Consider the following 20,166-nt stretch of genomic DNA (forward strand, 5'->3'; position numbering starts at 1 on the left):
TTTGTAAGGAAAAAAGGGGATAAAAAGAATGATCTTGCTTCAATCAAAATACTGAGTCAATTCCACCAGCGCTTTTCCCAAACGCGTCCCGTGCCATGTCAGCAAACTACCTTCAATCCCATAAACTTTGTTGTGCTTCACTGCCGGTGTTTTCTCCAACAACCGAAATATTTCCTGCACGTCTTCGTCCTGAAATAAATACGGTTCATCCGGCAGCAAAATCAATTCGGGTTGAGCTTCCAGCACTTCTTCAACCGTGACATGCGGATAACGTGTATCAACCCCTTCACCCGCTATTTCAGCAGCGAATCCCAAATCAGCATCCAATGGATACCGCCGTTTACGCTCTGCAAATACGTTATTTCCGCCCATCAAGCGGATCAAATCATGGCAGTAAGTGTCCCGATTGAACGTCATCCACCAGTGAACACCGGAAGGGGTTTGGTCTTGCCAGATGGGAACAAAAACAGGCACGGGCTGAAGATCAAACAGGCGGTTCTCCGCATATTCCACTGCGGTTTCCAGCGTTCTCAAAGATGCAAACGCCCTTTCCTGTCGGAATAAATAAACCAGCTGCCAGAGGTCATCCAGTGCCTGTCGAACCGTTTTTGGAAAGGTCAGCCAAACATTTAGCGTTTGTGCCAATTCCTCCACACAAATCCGGCTATTTTCTTCCTGATTGGCAATCACCAAATCGGGGGATAATTGCAAAACCTGATCAACTCGCGTGTTTTTTGTACCTCCAACTTTCGGTAAATCAAGAACTTGGGATGGATGGATGCAATAATCCGTTACACCAACAAGATGAGCGCCCATCCCCAAATCAAACAGGCTTTCGCTCATCGAAGGCACCAGAGAAACCACCCGCTCCGGGAAGGAAGAAAAACCGCTCAAATCTAAAAGTATTGGCATTTTGAGATGATTACAACTCCGCTTTACCCAACTCGATGGCTGCCGCTGCGAGAATCGCAGCAGCTTTGGGGAGCACTTGCTCATCAAAGTCAAACTCCGGGTGATGGTGACTGGCAGTCAATCCCTTCTCTGGGTTCCCGCTGCCTATAAAGAAAAAGCAGCCGGGAACTGCGTTCAAAAATACCGCCATATCCTCTGAAACCATGCTGCGGTAATTTCTTTCATTGCGGTACTCGGGGAGCAAATTCAACATCACTTCCTGCACAATTTCTGCAATTCGGGGATGATTCACCACTGGCCAGGTCAGACGTTGGATTTCAATTTCCGCCTCACAATTCATTCCCTGTGAAATTGAGCGCACAATTTGCTCAAGCCGTGCCACAACAACATCGCGGACTTCGGGTAGAAAAGTGCGAATTGTTCCACGCAGCTCGGCCAGATTGGGAATAACGTTGTAAGCGCTTCCGGCAGCCATTTGAGTCACGCTCACAACCGCCGACTCGAGCGGAGCAATATTTCGAGATACAATTGTCTGCAGAGCCATCACAATCTGGGCGGCTGCCACAATCGGGTCAATGGTCGTTTCGGGCAGTCCTCCATGGCCGCCTTTTCCCAAAATGCGCACTGTGAAGAAATCCGCGCCGGCCATAAACGCGCCAGGCACCACCGCTGCCCAGCCAAGCGGTTTTTCATTCCATAAATGCAGACCTAAACAATAATCTACTTTGGGATTTTCAAGCACTTGTTCAGCAACCATCCGTTCTGCACCCCCCAATCCTTCTTCTGCCGGTTGAAAGACCAATTTAACCGTTCCATGAATCGCATCTCGATACTCCTGCAACAGACGCGCCACCGTTAATCCAATTGCCATGTGTCCATCATGACCGCAGGCGTGCATGACACCAGGATTTTGGGAAGCGTACTCCGCCCCGGTCTGCTCATCAATTGGAAGAGCATCCATATCAAAGCGAAGCATCACCACCCGTCCGGGCCGTGCGCCTTCAATGACCGCCACAACCCCTGTTTCCGCGATACCCGTTGAAACCTCCAAACCGAGGGAGCGCAATTCTCTGGTTACAACCTCGGCCGTACGATACTCTCGGAAACCCAACTCAGGATGCCGGTGGAAGTCCCGTCGTAATTTCTGGCTATACGCAAATAGCGTTTCGGCTTTTTCAACAAATGGAGGTGTGTTTGTCATTTGAACTTGATTCTCCGGAATGAGTCAACATAACGGGGATTATCCTCGCTGCTGTCCGCAGATCGACGCTGGCGCTGCATCCGCTCCATTTCCTCTAAATTTGCAATCTGGCTGCGGTACTGCTTTAAAGCCTCAATTTTTAATTCCCATGTTTCGGTTACATCTATCATCATATTCGGTTGCGCTGTCAGTGTCAACCACAATTCTTTAATTTCGTGAGGAAGCAGTCCCTTTTCCCATAACTCGGGATAGTAAAGCGGATTGCCGCTAGCCGGATAAACCGCCTCACAGACAATTTGACCGGCAATGCGGTGGTCAGGATGATTGATGCGGTCTTCGCGGTGAAAATAATTGGTTGGGTCACTCGTGACGACCACATCCGGTCTAACTTCACGAATCACCGCCACTACTTCACGCCGGGCTGCCAGGTCTGGTTGAAGATACCCATCTTCAAAGTCAAGAAACCTGACTTTATCAACGCCCAAAATGGCGGCTGCCCGATTTTGTTCCTCCTCGCGAAGGCGGGATAAGGCTTGCCGGTCAACCAGTTCGCCTCGTACCCCTTTGTCGCCCCGGGTAAGCAAACAATATTCAACCCAATGTCCCATGCGTGTCCAACGGGCAATTGTCGCACCGCAAAAAAATTCTGGATCATCCGGATGAGCCAGAATTACCAGAATTTTCTGTGGACCTGACCAGTTTTCAGGATTTTTTTGGTCCGCGTTTTCTTCGACCACCTTTTCCTCCTGATCGCCGTCTTGGCTTGGTAGATGAGGGCTCTGGATATCCAGTCGTTTGTTCAGGCCGACCACTCTCATCTTCAGTGGGGGGTTGTATACCCGCTTCGTATTCTTCAATGTTTTCTTCTTCAATAACCGCTTCAACCGTCCCGCTTTCGACGGGTGGTTCACTGAAAGCTAGAATTTCTTCGCGGGTAAATTCCCTGATGCCCACTTCGGGTATATCTACGCGCACTTTGCCAGCCAGTGGTAAAACATCAATCACCTTGCCCTCACCAAGCGGAGTGGCAATTCGTTTATTCCGCTTCGGCAAACCTTTGCGGGCTTCAACATAGGTATCAAATTCATAGATCAGGCAGCAACGCAACCGCCCGCACATCCCAGTGATTTCAGTGGGAGTCAGGGATATTCCCTGCTCTTTCGCCATCCGGATGGAGATCGAGCTGAACTCAGTCAAGAAGCGCGAACAACACCGCGTTTCCAGCCCACAAGCTCCCATCCCCCCCAGCAACTTGGCCACATCCCGTGGCCCAATTTGACGCAATTCCACCATCGCTGGAGCGTATTGTCGTTGCATATCCTGCCGCAGGGATTTTAGGTCTACCCGCTCTTCGCCCTCGGTTGAATACAGTATCGTCAGCCGCGAACCATCAAAACTATACTCGGCTGCAACTACCTTGAGGTTTTGCAGCCTTAATTCCGATGCCCGCCGTCGGCAAACCTCGACCACATCTAATTCCCGCAACTGCCACAGCTGGCGCAATAACAAATCTCGGGGTGTGGCCACCCGTTCAACTGGTTTCCAGCCGCCTTCGGGTGGCTGCATGGGTTCTTTGACAATTTGGGCAACTTCACCAATTTGCCAGCCGCGAGCAGTTTCGACCACCACCGCGTCGCCTACGCGGAGCAGAGGCAGATTGGTTGCCTGAAAGTGATAGATCTTACCGACTTTGGAAAAACGAATCCCAACAATCTGCTGAACAGCAGTTGTCTCCATTCAATTTTACTCCACCATCTCAATTTTCACGCCGCCCTGTCTTTTAAAGGCAGCCACACTCAATTGAGCAGCCAGTTGTTCCGCGATTTGGCGCAGAGCTTTACCGGCTGCTGAATCGGGTTGGGAAAGGACTATCGGTTTTCCTTCGTCTCCGCCCACCCTTACAGCCGGTTCTAACGGGATTACCCCAAGGAAAGGCGCCTGATGCTGTTTCGCCAGCGATTCTCCTCCTCCTCTTCCAAACACATCCACTACCGTTCCATCCGGCATTTGCAGGTAGCTCATATTTTCAATTACCCCTAATATCGGAACGTTCAACTGCTCAAACATTTGAATTCCCCGGCTGGCATCTTCCAGCGAAACCGCTTGTGGCAGGGTAACAATCACCCCACCGCTGAGCGGCATGGATTGTGCCAGACTGAGTTGCGCATCACCGGTTCCTGGAGGCAGGTCAATGATCAGGTAATCGAGCAATCCCCAATCTACATCGCCTAAAAATTGTCGAATAGCTGAATGCAGCATCGGCCCTCGCCAGATTAAGGCTTTACCGGGTGGTACCAGAAAACCAATGGACATAACCTTTACACCGTATGCTTCGGCAGGTTTAATCTTTTCTCCCTGAATGGGAGGTAGACGATCAACTCCCATCATCCGTGGGACGTTTGGACCATAGATATCTGCATCCAAAAGGCCCACCCTCGCACCACTTTGTGCTAACGCCACCGCCAGATTAACCGCCACAGTGGTTTTACCTACTCCGCCTTTCCCCGAAGCAATCGCCACTGCGTTCTTGACAGGAATTTCCATCAAACCGCGCGCATGACCATCATTACGAACGTAGGCATCAAAGCGAATCTGAACTTCATTGACTCCTGGTATGGCAAGCACTGCCTGGCGGGCCTCAGCCTCAATCTTCCCTTTCAGAGGACAGGCCGGTGTTGTCAACACAATGTCAAAACTGACTTTTCCATCCTGGATTTCAAGGTTTTGAACCATATTCAGAGAAACTAAATCCTGATGAAGCTCCGGTTCTTCAACCTTGCTCAACGCTGCCAGGACAGCATCTTTTGTAATAGAAGGTGAATCCATTAATTTAACCTCATGCTTTGCTTGAAAAGAGTCTCAAGATTTATTGAAATACTGTTGCAATTCTCTTTTGCATTGCTCAAACTGTTTTACCAGATCATGGTCTGAACCACGAAAACGGCGGATCGTCTGTCTGGCGCACATCGTACAACCCCGCATACCGCGGTACGAATCGATTGTACAGGTTTGGCAGCCTCCCATCCGTACCATCATCAGGGTAAATGCTGCTCTTTCGACCAGATCTGCCTTTTCAGAACAGACCTCGTCAACCAGTTTTTGCCAGTCAACCCCGCGTAAATTGCGCAAGTGGCCAATCACGCGCGGGGGAAACATCACTTCCGTATCGCTATTATACATGCTGTCGGCTTTCCTCGAAAGTCAAAATCAAGGGTTGACCTTTCTGGCGGCAGCCTTTTGGGCTTCCTTTTCAGCCCGGGCAGCCTCTTCCCGTGCGTAATTTGTTGGACGGATTTGAGCATAATAAGAAGCCGGTTTGCTCAGCCGTTCCAAATCGAAGATGTGCTCTTTCAAACGGTCATACGATGCGATTTCGTAATCATGGTCCATTTTGATGGCATCAAACGGACAAAATTCTGCACAAAAACCACAATTCATACAGATATCCACGTCAATGTAGAATTCTTTTGGCTGCGGAATGGGCTTACCTGTAACCGGATCGTTTGTACGCACAATCCAGATACATTGCGGCGGGCACACTTTTGCACATATCCCACAGGATGTGCAGCGAATCTCTTTTTCGCCATTTACCCCTTCATCATACACCAGAAAAGGAATGTAGCGGAATTCTTCTGGAACGGGAAGTTTTTCTTCCGGATACTGGATGGTGAAAATTCCCTCCACATCCGGACTGCGTCTGAGTTCTATTCCCTCCGGCGTAAAGTAACGCTTCTTTCCAATCCGCAAATCTTCAAGATAGGTTTTTACAAAGTGTCGGAAGGTTGTCCACAAACCTCTTAGAATGCCGCTTCCTGTAATCATCCCTCCTCCTTCCGGCCTTATCGGTCCACTTCGCCCAAAACAATATCAATTGAACCCAATATGGTCACTACATCGGCAATCTTTTGACCTCGGCACATCTCGGCCAGACTGGTCAGATTGATAAAGGTTGGAGCCCGAACATGATAGCGCCATGGGTTGGGTTTGCCGTTCGATACCACATAAAACCCCAACTCGCCTTTCGGACCTTCAACCCTACCATACGATTCGCCGGCCGGCACCCGTACCTGATATTGGGGTTTCCCACTCATAATTGGGCCGTCGGGGATATCCCGCAACACCTGCTGGAGAATGCGTAAGCTTTGTCGCATTTCATCCAGTCGCAAGAGGTAGCGGTCGTATATATCACCGTTATAGCGAACCGGAATATCGAACTCAAAGCGGTCATAAATGCTGTATGGGTCAGCCCGGCGGACATCATACGGCACCCCCGATGCTCGTAAAACCGGTCCTGAAGCAGACAGGGCAATTGCCTGTTCAGCGGTCAACACACCCACCCCCTCACATCGTCCACGTACAATCTCATTATTTGTGATGAAGTAATCCATCTCATCCAGTTTTCTGGGGAGGCGGTCCAATACCAGTTTGCGGATTTTTTCCATCACATCGTCAGGAATATCACGCGCCACACCCCCAAAACGAAAATAATTACACATCATCCGTGAACCGGACACCGCTTCAAACACATCCAGGATCAATTCCCGTTCTTCGAGCGCATACAACATGGGAGTGAAGAACGCACCCAAATCATTCAACAAAAAACCGATCGAAAAAATGTGATTCAAGAAGCGGGTTAACTCCGCCATCATCACCCGAATGTATTCTGCGCGTTCAGGTGGTTGAACACCCATCAACTTTTCAACCGCCAGAGCATAACCAAAATTGTTGCTCATCGAGCAAACATAATCCAGCCGGTCAGTAAAGGGCATATTTTGTAAAAACGTGTTCCGTTCGCCAATCTTTTCGTGATTGCGGTGCAGATAGCCCATGATTGGTTTCAAATCAACCACGGTTTCTCCATCCAACACCACCACCATGCGAAACACCCCATGGGTTGAGGGATGTTGAGGTCCGAGATTGACCACCACCTGCTCAGTCAAAAAATCGTCCGTTTTGTCCACCCGCTTCAAACCGCTATACAGCAATTCATCCGTTTCTGGAGACCACTGCTCTGGATCAAAACCCGGTGGAAATTGAACATTATCATGAAAGGGATTTTTATCTTCGATTCGATACACATGACCTTCCGGCCAGCGACTTTTGAAGGGTTTGGTTTCTTCCTCAAAAAACGGTTCCTTCCAGTCTTTGCGTAATGGATGACCGTAAAAACCCTCCCAGGTTAAGATTCGCCTCAGGTCGGGGTGATTCTCAAATCGAATACCCAGCAAATCCCAAGCTTCACGCTCTTGAAATTCTGCCCCCGGAAATAACGGTGTGAGGGATGGTACCACCGGATTTTCACGATCAACCTGAGTTTTTAGAACCAGCGCTCCCCCACCGGTAGTCCGGTAAAAGTGATACACTACCTCCATCTTGTTTTCCGGCAGGTAGTCAACTCCGGTCACCGAGGAGAGGTAATCATAGCCCATTTCATCCTTCAAGGCTTGCACAACCTGCACCAGATTCTCCGGCTGAACCATATAACCTCCATATCCCGCTCTGGGATCTGGTACAACAATTTCCGGGAATCTTTCCGTCAGGCTGGGCGATTGAATTTCAATCTGTTCACTCATGGGTCGTTTCTCCCTCGGCCTGTGCCTTCCCCTCTTCTAGGATTTGATGGGTAACCTGTTTGATCAAGTCAAACTTGCGCGGGTCCATTAAATCCGGTCCCAAAACCGGAACAGGAATTGGTTCGCTGGGGGTCTTTTGATACCAGGGCACACTTCGCAAAGATTGTTTTTCGATCTTTTTCATTAAAGTAATGAAACCATGCATCAATGCCTGCGGCGTTGGCGGACACCCCGGAATATAAACATCTACTGGAATGAATTTATCCACTCCGGCCACGACGGAATAACCTTCCTTGAAAGGGCCTCCGCCTGAAGCGCAGGCACCCATTGCAATCACATAACGAGGTTCGGGCATCTGGTTATACAACCGAACAATTTGCGGAATCATTTTTTTGGTCACCGTGCCCGAAACGATCATCAAGTCCGCCTGGCGTGGACTGGGGCGCATGACCTCCATGCCAAAACGAGAAAAATCGAAGCGGCTGGCTGCCGTACCAATCATTTCAATGGCACAACAGGCCAGCCCAAACATCATCGGCCAGATGGAGTTTTTACGGCTCCAATTGTAAATTTTATCCAGCGTGGTGATTGCCACCTGTCCGTGCATTTCAGGCGGAATGTCATATCCCGGCGAATTTAACGCTTCCTCACCCATGGAATCGCCTTTCTTGAATTAAGAACTTGTGGATAACCTGCAAAATGGTACGGTTCATTGATGATTCTACCGCATCCTGCTTGACTGTCAACATTGAATTAAGATAAAATAATTTTGCATAAATATCATGGAGAAGAACACATCTCAACAAATTCTGGATTATCTTTCGGAAAATCCTAATGCCTCTGTGCGTCAAATCAGCCGCGCATTGCAAGTCACAGCGGCCGATGTTCGTTATCATCTCTCAAACCTGCTGGAACAAAATCTGGTAAAAATCTCAGCAATTCACAAAGGCAGCCAACGGGGTCGCCCGGCGCGCTGTTATGCACTCACTCACCAGGCCAGGCCTAATAATATACTTTCATTGGCGCGTGCCGCACTATCTCTGCTCCTCAATGGGTCTCCAAACCGGGAAAAAGAAACATTGGGACAAATTGCCAACCATCTTTTTCCCACACAACCCGAATTTCCATCCTCATTAACCTCAAAAATCATCCAGCTGATCAACCGCCTGAATTCTGCCGGTTATGCCGCCAGATGGGAAGCCCGCCCACAAGGACCACGGATTTTATTTGCCAATTGCCCCTATCGTGAATTGCTCAACCAATTCCCGGAATTATGCGAGGTGGACAGATTAATTCTTCAAAAACAGCTCAGCGCTGAAACCACATTGGATCAACACATTCATCCCCACCAAGCAGATCCCCTGACCTGCCAGTTCTCTGTGAAATTAAACAAGAAGCCGTAATCCTTTTCGATTACGGCTGAAAACATTTTTGCAGTAAATCAAAAACGGTTACTCTGGCGCCCCTTCCTCAATCCAGCGGACGATTAGCTCGAGTTCCTGAGGTTCAAATTTACCGGGGTGTGTTCCATCTCTGACGACTGTTACCAGTAAACTCTGCTCGACATCACCCCCAACAATCGCCGCCCCAGACCTGCCACCCTCTAAAGCGGATTGATACGTGGTCAACGCTAGACCACCCATTGCACCATGACAGCTGCCACACCGCTGGGCAATGATCTGGCCAATGCCATTATTCCAACTCAACGGCCCTTCAAAAAGTTGCCCTTCCTGTGTCGGAGCAGGTGTCGCCGTAGGAGGCCGGGTTGGTAACGGGGTGGGTGTTTGCGGAACGAAAACGCTATCTGCCCGCGCCGATACGGGTGAAATGGTCGTGATCGCTGTTTCTTCAAATGTTACAAAGCGGTAAACAAAGAATAACAGCACCAGGCTGAGTACCGCAGCAACCGGGTAATAGATACGCTTCCTTCGACGCAATTCCTCTGGCGAAGGGGGAGGCGGAAGCAGACCCTTCTCAATTTTTTCCAGTTCCAGCGCATGTTCCTCTTCCATCTCATGCCGGGTCAGTTTGCCGGTAAACATGCTTTTGTTGAAAGTTCTCAAATGGACATGATAAAAATGCCAGATAAAAATAGCCAGTACCGCCAATATTGCCTCAGCGCCATGTGCGACTTTTGCTGCCGGTATGGCCTGCCCCGGCAGGACGCGAGCCGTGGCAATCGGATTCCACATCATGAAACCGGTCAAGGCCATCAACACCAACCCCCACACCATCGCCCAGTATTCTGCCTTTTCGACAAAATTATAGCGATCCATTTTGGGGCGTTCTTTCCTCAAACCCAGATTGTAAAGAAAATGCTGAAAGGCATCCTGTAAATCCTTGAAACCCGGCAGCATACTGGCCTCTTTGCGTTGAACGTACAATTTATAGCCAATCGCAACGAGATGATAAATAGCCTGAAGTAAAAATACAATCGAGGCGGTGCGGTGTATGATGCGCGTCATTTCAATTCCACCCAACGCCGCAATGACAGAAATTGAAATTGAACTCTGGGCAAACTTCTGCACCAATCCCGTTACCGCCAAAGTGGTAAAGGAGGCAATCAGCACAATATGCTCAATTCGCTGCGCCAGACTGAAACGCGTGTAGCTCTTTTGATTCTCGCTCATTATGAATTCTCCTCATCTTGCGGTTTCTCGTCAGAGAATTGAGTATCGGCTTGTTCTGCTTGCTCCTCTGTTTCAATATCCTTACTGGTTTCTTCAGTAGCACTCATTTGATCTTCGGCACCTTCTACAGGTTTCGCGTTTTTCCTTCTTCGATCCAAGACCCAACGCCGGTAAATATCGCTGACCACAAACAAACCCATTCCGCCCAGCACCGTTGGAATGAAGTATTTATAAAATTCATTCACCCAGTAAACCAGCGGATAACGGTTGCGATCAGGAATATAGTGACTCAACCAGGCATCGGGAAAGTTTTCGGTTGCATCCGGGTGGCATTTTTGGCAGGCAGCCAATAAATTTTGCTTAACCTGCAAACCCTTTTCCGGGTCATCTGACCGCCGAATATCATGTACCCCATGGCAATCATAGCAAACCGGCATATTGATTTGTTGATCTGGATCAAGTTTTTCAAATAAAGTCACGGTTGTCCCATGAAAGTCGGCCACATAGGTTTGCAGCACCTGGGTGGATAATCCATATTTTGACATAATTTGTTCATTGGTGTGGCAATCCGCACAAATTTTAGGCGAAGATAACCGAAAGGCTGCCCCACCGCTCGGACCACTCACATTGTGAACACCGTGACAGTCAATGCAAGAAGGCACATCCGGGTTTTTTTCCTCCAGCACCCCGCTTCCATGCACGCTTCGCGCATATTCATCATAAATTGTACTGTGGCATTGACCACATACCATCGCCGATTGGGCATGTTCAGCAGGACTTAGACGGCCTTGCTCGTCCTTCGCGATTTTTGGCTGCTGATGAGGGTTATGACAATCCGCACAAATCGGCGCGTCCAGATTGCCCTCAGCCATCAACCGCGTATGGACGCTGTCCATTAATTCGGAAGCCTGCGATGGATGACACTGATTACAGGTGTTTTGAAACTGTAAGGTATATTCGCGGCTGGATTGAGCTAAATTTTCAGGATGAGGGTAACCACTGATGTTGGTATGGCAAACCTGGCAGCTCAGCGTAGCGTGAGCAGAGAGACCATACATCTCAGGGGCAATCACCACAGAAATCACATCACCGTTTGGAAACTCTTTGACCTGACCTTCCACCATGTGGCAGGAAAGACAGGCTGCATTGTTGGGCAACTGAGCCATATCAACAGGCAAGGTTTCAGCCCGCACTGGCAAGGCTTCGTTTCGAAACGCAATGCCCACAACCAGGCAAACTGCCAGAAGAATAAAGCCAAAGGCCACAATAAACAGTTCTGGAGGGATTCTGTAACGATCAGGCATAAGTTGCTCCTTAACGGTTCAATTATTTTTGGGAAAAAGCACCAGTAAAATCAAGCCAATTCCTTGCAAACAAAATTAATTATACATTAATCTCCAAATTTATCTCGATTGTCACTCACCAAAAACCATGAAATTCATCCTGTTTACGGAATGATACATGACACGAAAAAGTCAACCCCTGCAGTCAGCAGGGGTTGACCGGGATTGTGGGATCAGTTAGTAAGCCTACGGGCGTTTGAGACCGGCTGTGTTGACCTGCACTTTGCTGCTCAAATCCACAATTGAATCATACAGCACCTGCAGGATATATTTTCCATTATGTACATAACCGCCCGGATCCTTCTTGGCATACTGGTAGTTGTAAGCCGCCTGTAACAGTCTGGGCGTCCACGATACGTAGCGGTTGGGGAAGATTGCCTCATCCGGTGATGCGACCCCATCTTCATTGGTATCCACAAAGAAGTAGGGATAAGCTGTGGGAGAGTAAGCAATCGGCGTACCCGCTACTTCCTTGCCATAAGCACGGATGGCCTGGTAAAGGATTTCGGTCAAGGTGTCAATCTCGCCTTTAATACCCTCGTTCACATCACCATCGCCATCGTAATCCACTTTGGGATCTTCAAGGCGAATCTGAGTGACATCCTCAACCTGATGGCATGCACGGCACGCGCCAACTTCCACCGTTAGCTTGTGAGCGTCGTGGCAGTCGGAGCAGGCTTGATAGTTGGGGATATGCTCAAACTTTCCAACATACTGCTTGCCCGCGTACTGATAGACACCCTGCGCCTCGGAACCAAACAGAGTCGCCCCGGCTGCGAAGTAATGGATGTTGCGGAAGGTCAGTTTGTCAGACGGTGTATCTGCATCTAAACCGGCAATGGCGCGGTTCACACTCACCGTTGATTCTCGACCCTGGTGACAATTCAAACACAGATTATCATTCGGGCTGTTCTCAAACCCCAATTTTGCACCGCTGGGGAAGGTGACCGTCTCGACCTGATACAAGGAGAAGGTGGTCAGGTCGTTGTGGCAGGTCTCGCAGCGCAGGCCATTAGAAGGCATCATCGAGATATTGACGCCTTCCGCAAGGAATTGCGGTAATCCGTCTGCGGTGTGACACTTGACGCAGGCATTCGGCACTTTTCCATCCGCATCCCAGTGGCGGAATGATTCAGAGGAACCATCAAAGTGCCCGGCATCCACGCGGTTAGCCATACTCAAATCTACCGGCGTGGACAGTTTTTCATTCAGGTTTTCGATCGAATCATACAACAATTGAATGATGTATTTTCCACCGTGAGCATAACCACCGGGGTCTTTCATGGCAACCTGGAAGTTGAAAGCCGCCTTTTCCAGACGTGGTGTCCATGAAGCATACTTGTTCGGGAAAATGGCTTCGCCTTCATCAACGCTGCCGTTTTCGTTGGTGTCAATGAAGAAGTACGGATAAGCATTCTTGTCATATACGATTGCCGTACCAGCCACTTCTTTGGCATAGGCCTGAATTGCAGAATATAACAGTTCCCGCAAACCAGCGATTTCATCCGCCAATCCCTCATTAACATCCCCATCACCGTCATAATCGGTCAACGAAGAAGCCATGCGGATTGCCCGCACCCCTTCAACCGTATTGGCGCCTGGGTGGCAGGTTACACAACTTTCCGTCTTCAGCTCCAAGGAATGCGAGTTATGGCAGTCCTGGCAGGTCTGTACTCCCGAAACATGCTCAAACAGCACATCATACGATTTCCCGGGGTACTGGTAACCACCCTTTACCTGAGCACCATAACGGCTGACCGCTGCAGCGTAATAGTGGATGTTGATAAATCCAAGTTCTCCAACCACGGCATCGTCATCCGTTGCGCCGGCTTTTGCAATGGCTTCATCCACCTGAACCATTGAAGCGTTGCCTTGATGGCAGGTCATACAAACTGCTTCGCGCCCTAAACCGGTCAGCTCCACCCCGGAGGGGAACTTCACCGTGGTGAGTGTTTCGGTGGCAGGGTTATGGCAGGTGTTGCAGTTGATGACCGTATCAGTAGGCGCAGCCTTATCAACCATAAAAGCCTGGCTTCCATCAGCGCCAAGATAATCCAGAAAACCCGCACTGCTATGACATTTTGCGCAGTATGTTGGTATTTCAGCTGGATCTTGCGTGTCCCAATAGCGGAATGCCAGCGCACTCGCATCAGCATGACCGGAATTCATCCACAGAGCATAATAGGGCACTTCGCTGGATAGATCCGGGGCTGCCGGACAGGGTGCCGCAGTGGGACATGGAACAGCAGTTGGTTGTGGTGGAGCGGGCGGCTGAGTAGGCTCTGGAGTTGTTTGTTGACAGGCGGTCAACACAACTCCCACTACTACAAACAGGACAACCAGCAGGAAGCCTTTGAGTAGTTTTTGAGTCATATTGTCTCTCCATCCTTTCTAAAAAATTTTGGGAAATTGGGTGTAAACATCTTTGTTTTGGTTACCATTAGATTCTCGTAAAAATAATCACCTCCTGTAGTTTAGATTAAAACCTCATTAGAAAAAATTATACCGATTTTGCTTTCTTAATACAACATTAAAATGGTCTGAATTCTGATATTACAGTCAAATTAGGATGAATGTCATATGAATAGGGATGATACAATCCATAAACCCTATTTTCACTTCCGCAAAATCGTTTAGAATAGTCCTATGAAACCAAAGTCTATTCATTCAATCTGTGTATTTGCCGGTTCCGCCGATCATCTCGATCAATCCTACCTTGACGGCGCAACCGAATTGGGAAGGTGTCTCGCCGAAAACCAGATTCGGATCATCTATGGCGGTGGAAAAACCGGCTTAATGGGCGCACTGGCTGATTCCGCCCTGGCAGCAGGCGGAACAGTCATCGGGATTGTTCCCCGCTCCCTCTTCCAACCACAACTCATCCACGATCATCTGACTGAATTGAAGATTGTAGATTCGATGCACCAGCGAAAAGCGTTGATGACCCAAATGGCAGATGCGTTCATCGCCCTGCCCGGCGGCTTTGGCACACTGGATGAATTGTTCGAAACCCTGACCTGGATTCAAATTGGCATTCACCGTAAACCGCTAGGCTTGCTCAACCTCAATTCCTATTTTTTACCGCTTCTTGCCATGGTGAATCATGCTCAACAGGAAGGCTTCATCTACGCCAACCATCGTGATCTTTTCGCCATCGAAGATGATCCTCATCGTTTGCTCGCAACATTACAAAATCATCGCTTGCCGGATCATTTGGAGGAGTGGGTCAGCCGGCCCGCCTCTTCACCCAATCCGTGAAGCCTGCAGTCGTAAAAGAGCGATTTCCTACCAGGAATGGCTGGAAATCGCTCTTGCATCTACAAGCAGAACTTATTTATTCGACCGTAACGCTCTTGGCTAAATTACGCGGTTGGTCCACATCCAACCCCCGTAAAGAGGCTATATGGTAGGCAAACAACTGCAAGGGAATAACCGTAACGACTGGTGATAGCAACCACGGGGTTTGCGGCACCCAGAAAACATGATCCGCCAGTTCCGGCACCCGAGTATCACCTTCACTTGCTACCACAATCACGCTTCCGCCGCGCGCTTTGGCTTGTTCAATCTGACTGATCATCTTTTCGTACCAAGGATCCTGAGGGGCAATTGCCAGCACCGGCATATCGCGATCCACCAGCGCAATTGGGCCGTGTTTCATCTCTCCGGCCGGATAAGCCTCAGCATGGATGTAGGAAATCTCCTTAAGTTTTAGTGCGCCCTCATATGCAATGGGCATATTGATGCCCCGCCCCAGATAGAGCATGTTGCGGATATACTTCATTTCTCGCGCCACCGGGATGATTTCATTTTCTCGATCCAGACAACGCCCAACCAGATCCGGTATCAGACGCAAATCACTGACCAGTTTTTTTCTTTTGAGGGGGTCCAGCACTCCTCGCAGGTCTCCCAGCAACACCGCCAGCATGTATAAATCTACCAGCGGGGCAGTAAACGCTTTGGTAGAGGCCACCCCAATCTCCGGACCGGTTTGCATCGAAATAAACCCATCTGCGATACGCATCGCCTGTGAACCTATTGCATTGACAATAGACCATAAAACTGCCCCCCGTTTACGGCCTTCATCCATCGCTGCCAGGGTATCAGCCGTTTCGCCAGACTGGCTAATCGCCAGAACCACCGTGTTTTCGTTCACAATCGGATCGCGGTAGCGAAACTCGGAGGCAATATCCACTTCCACTGGAATACGGGCGATGTGTTCGATTAAAACCTTGCCTACCATACCGGCGTGAGCAGCCGTACCACAAGCCGTAATGATGATTTTCTGAATACGCTTTGCCAGATGGGGGGTTAGGTTTAATTGCGGCAAACGAATCACCCCCTCATCAAAATCTACCCTGCCGGCCAGCGTATCGGTAAGTGAACGCACCTGCTCATGAATTTCTTTCTGCATAAAATGGCGGTATTCACCTTTTTCAGCCGCCACCGGATCCCAATTGATCAAATGTTCTTGAAGTTGAACGGGCTTGCCATCCAAAGTCGAAACCCTCACATTATCCCGGGTAACAACTGCCATCTGGTGCGAGTCGAGGAAGATCATCCGGCGGGTGTGATCCAGAATGGCAGGGATATCTGAGGCGACAAACATCTCATTCTCGCCAATACCGATAACAACCCCGCCGGCGTTACCAATCCGCGCAGCAACAATCTTATCTGGCTCCAATGAGGACATTACCACCACTCCATGAGCGCCTTTCAAGTGGCGTAAAGCCTGACGGGTTGCCTCTTCCAGTGAGGTGCCGCCGCTCAAAAAACGTTCAATCAGGTGAACAATCACCTCTGTATCGGTATCCGAATTAAAACTCACCCCCTCTGCAATCAGCTCTTCCCTGAGTTCGAGAAAGTTTTCAACAATCCCATTATGCACCACCACAATCTGACGGCTGGTTCCCATATGAGGATGTGCATTTCTCGCACTGGGTTCCCCATGAGTTGCCCAGCGGGTATGACCGATGCCAATATGGCCTTCTACCGGCTGGTTTTCTACAAGGCTGACGAGTTTACTTAATTTCCCTGCATCGCGTCGAATTTCGATATTGCCGTTTTGCAAAACGGCAATCCCTGCCGAGTCATAACCACGATACTCCAGCCGTTTTAAACCGTTTAGAACAATGGGAGTTGCATTGCGTTCCCCAATGTAGCCAACAATGCCGCACATAGTTGCTCCTTTTCAATATTTCAAGCATTCCCTTGATCCAAGATGGATAAGAGAATTTATTCTGGCTTTTGGATTATTCAGGAAAAGATGGGCAAAACAAGTGCCCGGAAGGCTTCCGCTGATCTTTCGATTTTCCCGGTGACCAGATCATCACTCTGTTCCCACCGGTTAACCCTGCTTCGCAGCAGGGAACCTTCCTCCTCGTCACTTCACCACCTCGCAGGTAACCAGAGATGTGAAGCCATGCGCTGGTCTTTTCCACTCATCATTACAAATTCGTAATGCCTATCACCTCCACCGCCTGATTATACCCGCCTTTTGCTATAATTCAACCGTAATGGAACGCAAACATTCTGTAAATCCTTCCACCGATGATGCACCTGAACCTTCAACTAGCCAGTTATTTTTAATCCCTTTAGGTTGCCTGATTCGATCCCCCTTATTGTTTATGGGAATTTTTCTGATTGGCTATTTGCTGTGGGGCTTCTCAACCGGCCAAATCACCTTGCTTTGGACGACCATACCCGAATTCGACACATGGAAAATTGACTCATCTTTTACAACTGTAGAAGACAGCGGGGGAGAATCCTGGAAAATTCGATACGAATCGAAAAACACCACTATTTTTGAAGGTTTAGTGCGCCATACCTCACCAATCAACGAAAGGGCTTTTCCCTTGCTTTCCCACGACATTCTGGTTACCAGCGGTGATTTTTCCGATCCATCCATAGTTCGTACATCGGTATCAAACCACCGCTTTTACTGGTATTCAGAACAGCAGAATCGTCCACAAGGGACGATTAATTTGCTCCACACCGTTCCCTCAACGGAAGAAATCTACCAACAGTTGGCTCAAGTGCGCAAAGGGGATCGTGTGCGCATCAAAGGCATTGAAATCCTGGACATTAACCGCTACGACCAGCAGGGTGAATTTCGGGGCAGCTGGGCAGATGCTGGCTGCAACACCCTGCTGGTCACATCGGTTGAAATTTTGCCCTAGCAGAATTTGCGAAATTACCCGCCGTGTTTCTTAACTAAGGCAACCACTTCTGGAAAATCAATTCCCAAGCGCTGGATAGTGGCGAGCGTCGGAATGCCGTTTTTCGTCCATCCACGCCGTTGATAGACGGCATCCACTAACTGGTCATAGCGATTTTGACGGTATTTTCTTAATTCTGCAATTTTTTGCTCGGTGCTCATCCCGCCAATATCCAGCCCAACCTCTTTTTTCAGGATCTCGTCGTAATAATCCCGCCGGTCTTCATACTCTGCCGGTGTGACCGGTCCCATGGCGCGGTAAGGTGGGTAATCATGCTCTCGGGTTCCAAATCCCATGCGCAGGTTGAAAATGCGCTGAAAGTTATAAACCTTTTCTGACTGCTCGATTATCCCGTCAATGTCAATCTTTTCACCGGTCACACCCTCATAAAGCCAGCAGTAATTTTCTACATGCTCAGGCACTTTGGCAGGTTCCTTGGCCGTTTTGTTGCTTTCGGGAATAATGTCATTCCACGGCAATTTACATAACCCGTGCAGGCTGAACCACGTTCGCCAGATCGGAAAGTAATGCAGGGCTTCAGCCTTGGCTTCAAAAGTGGGCAATTGTTTATGCACCATATCCATGAAAATCAGCCATGCTTCATCATGTTGCGGGCCTTTGGTCGCCAATGCGTACCCTCCTTGTTGGGCAAGCGATTCTTTGGAGAGGTACTCTGAAATTTCCAGCCCTTTGATCTCCATCCCAATATCCTGAAGAATGGTTGGGTCTGCGCCATATTTTTCAGTAAATAATCGCTTCATTGCCCGCACGCCCTGACCGATAACGACACCGAAACCCTCACCACGTGCCATCTGGTGGATCAATTCCATCACTGCTTCAAAGTTGCCCCAGGTGAGTTCTATACCGCCAGTGATTTCCTTATTCAAAATACCCAGCTCATAACATTCCATGGCAAATGCCAGCGAATTACCCAGTGAAATTGAGTCAATTCCATAGGTATCCGCATAAAAATTCATCTCCAAAACCTGCGCGGGGTCAAAAATACACAGGTTTGAAGCCAACCCACCCAGCGTTTCGTACTCCGGCCCGTCCACAAATACTTCTTCCCCTTTGTACGGGCCGGTTTGCAGGATGTAGTGAGAAACACCATGTGCGCAGGACATTGTACAACCATACCAGCATCCATCCGGGCCACGCATATCAAATTTTTGCTTCCAGACGTCACCTGCCACCCGATAAGCGTCATCATGGTGACCGAAACGGAAGTTCTTGACCGGTAAAAGGTGAAACTTATTCATGATCTCAATCAAATACGGAGTTCCCGTGCCGCGCATATCGTTTTGAGAAGCATCAAAAAGACTGATTTCCCGGTTGATCCGCTGACCAGCCTTTCGGATGAGATCCATGTTGGCAACCCCGTTGCTGTCACCGCTGATTTGGCTGTAGCGCACCACAATGGCTTTGATCCTCTTGTCCCGCAGCACACGTCCACAACCACCCCGCGCTGCCTGTTTAATGCGCACCTCATCTCGGCGCGGGTCATAATAACTGACGTTCAAGCCACAAATCGCATTGTAATTGGCTGCCTGCCCGGCTGAAATAACCGAGATTCCCCGTAATCCGCGTGGGTCATCGGCGTACAATTCAGTCAACATTCGGTTGATCAGATGGGTATCTTCCGGTTCAAGTGGAGCTTCCTCGATTCGAACGACCCCCTCGTCTCCGTCAATGTAGATGATCACATCATTTTTGGCTTTTCCCTGAATTTCCAGCGCATCCCACCCGGCAAACTTCAAATAAGGGCCAAAGTAACCCCCGCTGTTGCTGTCAATGACTGTATTGGTTAACGGCGAAATCGTTACAACCGTACATTTGCCGCTGCCCGGATAGGCCGTAATCCCTCCAATTGGCCCGCCGGCAATAACCAGTTCGTTTTCTAAATCATTCCAGCGGGTATCATCACGGATTGCATTCCACAACAGCCACAAGCAGAAACCTCTCCCGCCGGTAAAGGTACGCTTCATTGTTTCGTCTACCGGCTTACTCTGAATACGATTCTCACTGATATTGACATATAAGGTTCGATTAGCATATCCCCTCACCACCGGGCGAAGGTCATACCGAAATTCTGCCAGCAGTTTATGTGCGCTCCGCAATTTTTCCACATCGGTCTTGAACATCGGCCACTCCTTTTTTGGAAATTTCAAGAAGAATAACGATTACGATTTTCCCCTCGATTCAATTATATGAAATAGCACTATACTTTCAGCAATCCTCTGTCACTGCCTTGGTAGATGAATGTCACAATCCAATAGAACCGTCAGGATGCGT

Annotated in this window: 17 protein-coding genes and 1 pseudogene; 3 read left to right on the top strand and 15 right to left on the bottom strand. The window is 49.1% G+C overall.

Features of this window, described 5'->3' with window-relative positions; genetic code table 11:
• Nucleotides 1-39: 39 nt before the first annotated feature.
• The 10 genes and pseudogenes from ACWIZX_RS05600 to ACWIZX_RS05645 form a co-directional block, all read right to left on the bottom strand.
• On the bottom strand, nt 40-912 hold the full coding sequence (locus ACWIZX_RS05600) for a helical backbone metal receptor (RefSeq protein WP_448335081.1): 873 nt from the start codon (nt 910-912) through the stop codon (nt 40-42).
• 10 nt (nt 913-922) lie between these two features.
• Nucleotides 923-2,113 (bottom strand): M20 metallopeptidase family protein, encoded by a 1,191-nt coding sequence (locus ACWIZX_RS05605; RefSeq protein WP_448335082.1) that lies wholly within the window; start codon nt 2,111-2,113, stop codon nt 923-925.
• The gene (locus ACWIZX_RS05610) at nt 2,110-2,850 is read right to left on the bottom strand and encodes a PIG-L deacetylase family protein (RefSeq protein ID WP_448335083.1); all 741 of its coding nucleotides are present in this window, start codon (nt 2,848-2,850) and stop codon (nt 2,110-2,112) included. The genes ACWIZX_RS05605 and ACWIZX_RS05610 overlap by 4 nt, the downstream gene beginning before the upstream one ends.
• Nucleotides 2,816-3,850: a PSP1 domain-containing protein gene (locus ACWIZX_RS05615; protein WP_448335084.1), complete on the bottom strand. Its 1,035-nt coding sequence runs from the start codon at nt 3,848-3,850 to the stop codon at nt 2,816-2,818. Before ACWIZX_RS05615 ends, ACWIZX_RS05610 begins: the two co-directional genes overlap by 35 nt.
• A 6-nt stretch (nt 3,851-3,856) precedes the next feature.
• Entirely contained in the window at nt 3,857-4,939 is a 1,083-nt protein-coding gene (locus tag ACWIZX_RS05620) for an Mrp/NBP35 family ATP-binding protein (RefSeq protein WP_322793978.1), read from the bottom strand.
• Nucleotides 4,940-4,972: 33 nt separating this feature from the next.
• Complete coding sequence (locus ACWIZX_RS05625; RefSeq protein ID WP_448335085.1) at nt 4,973-5,293, bottom strand: hypothetical protein; 321 nt, start codon at nt 5,291-5,293, stop codon at nt 4,973-4,975.
• 27 nt (nt 5,294-5,320) lie between these two features.
• Complete coding sequence (locus ACWIZX_RS05630) at nt 5,321-5,935, bottom strand: 4Fe-4S binding protein (protein WP_448335086.1); 615 nt, start codon at nt 5,933-5,935, stop codon at nt 5,321-5,323.
• 17 nt (nt 5,936-5,952) lie between these two features.
• On the bottom strand, nt 5,953-7,053 hold the full coding sequence (locus ACWIZX_RS05635; protein WP_448335101.1) for an NADH-quinone oxidoreductase subunit D: 1,101 nt from the start codon (nt 7,051-7,053) through the stop codon (nt 5,953-5,955).
• Between the two features lie 207 nt (nt 7,054-7,260).
• Nucleotides 7,261-7,686: pseudogene (locus ACWIZX_RS05640) on the bottom strand (NADH-quinone oxidoreductase subunit C); the annotation flags it as partial.
• Nucleotides 7,679-8,341 (bottom strand): NADH-quinone oxidoreductase subunit B, encoded by a 663-nt coding sequence (locus ACWIZX_RS05645; RefSeq protein ID WP_322793982.1) that lies wholly within the window; start codon nt 8,339-8,341, stop codon nt 7,679-7,681. The gene ACWIZX_RS05645 and the pseudogene ACWIZX_RS05640, both read right to left, overlap by 8 nt.
• A 127-nt stretch (nt 8,342-8,468) precedes the next feature.
• On the opposite strand from ACWIZX_RS05645, the gene ACWIZX_RS05650 reads away from it, so the two are divergent.
• Nucleotides 8,469-9,089, top strand: a complete 621-nt coding sequence (locus tag ACWIZX_RS05650; protein ID WP_448335087.1) for a helix-turn-helix transcriptional regulator — start codon at nt 8,469-8,471, stop codon at nt 9,087-9,089.
• Between the two features lie 48 nt (nt 9,090-9,137).
• On the opposite strand, the gene ACWIZX_RS05655 is transcribed toward ACWIZX_RS05650, so the two are convergent.
• From ACWIZX_RS05655 to ACWIZX_RS05665, 3 genes are all read right to left on the bottom strand, one after another.
• Nucleotides 9,138-10,316, bottom strand: a complete 1,179-nt coding sequence (locus ACWIZX_RS05655) for a cytochrome b/b6 domain-containing protein (protein ID WP_448335088.1) — start codon at nt 10,314-10,316, stop codon at nt 9,138-9,140.
• Nucleotides 10,316-11,620, bottom strand: coding sequence for a hypothetical protein (locus ACWIZX_RS05660; RefSeq protein ID WP_448335089.1), 1,305 nt, complete (start codon nt 11,618-11,620; stop codon nt 10,316-10,318). The genes ACWIZX_RS05655 and ACWIZX_RS05660 overlap by 1 nt, the downstream gene beginning before the upstream one ends.
• 225 nt (nt 11,621-11,845) lie before the next feature.
• Nucleotides 11,846-14,032: a cytochrome c3 family protein gene (locus ACWIZX_RS05665; RefSeq protein WP_448335090.1), complete on the bottom strand. Its 2,187-nt coding sequence runs from the start codon at nt 14,030-14,032 to the stop codon at nt 11,846-11,848.
• Nucleotides 14,033-14,320: 288 nt separating this feature from the next.
• On the opposite strand from ACWIZX_RS05665, the gene ACWIZX_RS05670 reads away from it, so the two are divergent.
• Nucleotides 14,321-14,917, top strand: coding sequence for an LOG family protein (locus ACWIZX_RS05670; RefSeq protein ID WP_416181057.1), 597 nt, complete (start codon nt 14,321-14,323; stop codon nt 14,915-14,917).
• 76 nt (nt 14,918-14,993) lie between these two features.
• On the opposite strand, the gene glmS is transcribed toward ACWIZX_RS05670, so the two are convergent.
• Entirely contained in the window at nt 14,994-16,835 is a 1,842-nt protein-coding gene (glmS, locus tag ACWIZX_RS05675) for a glutamine--fructose-6-phosphate transaminase (isomerizing) (protein WP_448335091.1), read from the bottom strand.
• A gap of 448 nt (nt 16,836-17,283) precedes the next feature.
• On the opposite strand from glmS, the gene ACWIZX_RS05680 reads away from it, so the two are divergent.
• Nucleotides 17,284-17,835, top strand: coding sequence for a hypothetical protein (locus tag ACWIZX_RS05680; protein WP_322793989.1), 552 nt, complete (start codon nt 17,284-17,286; stop codon nt 17,833-17,835).
• Between the two features lie 14 nt (nt 17,836-17,849).
• On the opposite strand, the gene ACWIZX_RS05685 is transcribed toward ACWIZX_RS05680, so the two are convergent.
• Nucleotides 17,850-20,015, bottom strand: a complete 2,166-nt coding sequence (locus ACWIZX_RS05685) for an aldehyde ferredoxin oxidoreductase family protein (RefSeq protein ID WP_322793990.1) — start codon at nt 20,013-20,015, stop codon at nt 17,850-17,852.
• Nucleotides 20,016-20,166 lie beyond the last annotated feature (151 nt).

This window comes from Bellilinea sp. (assembly GCF_053501535.1).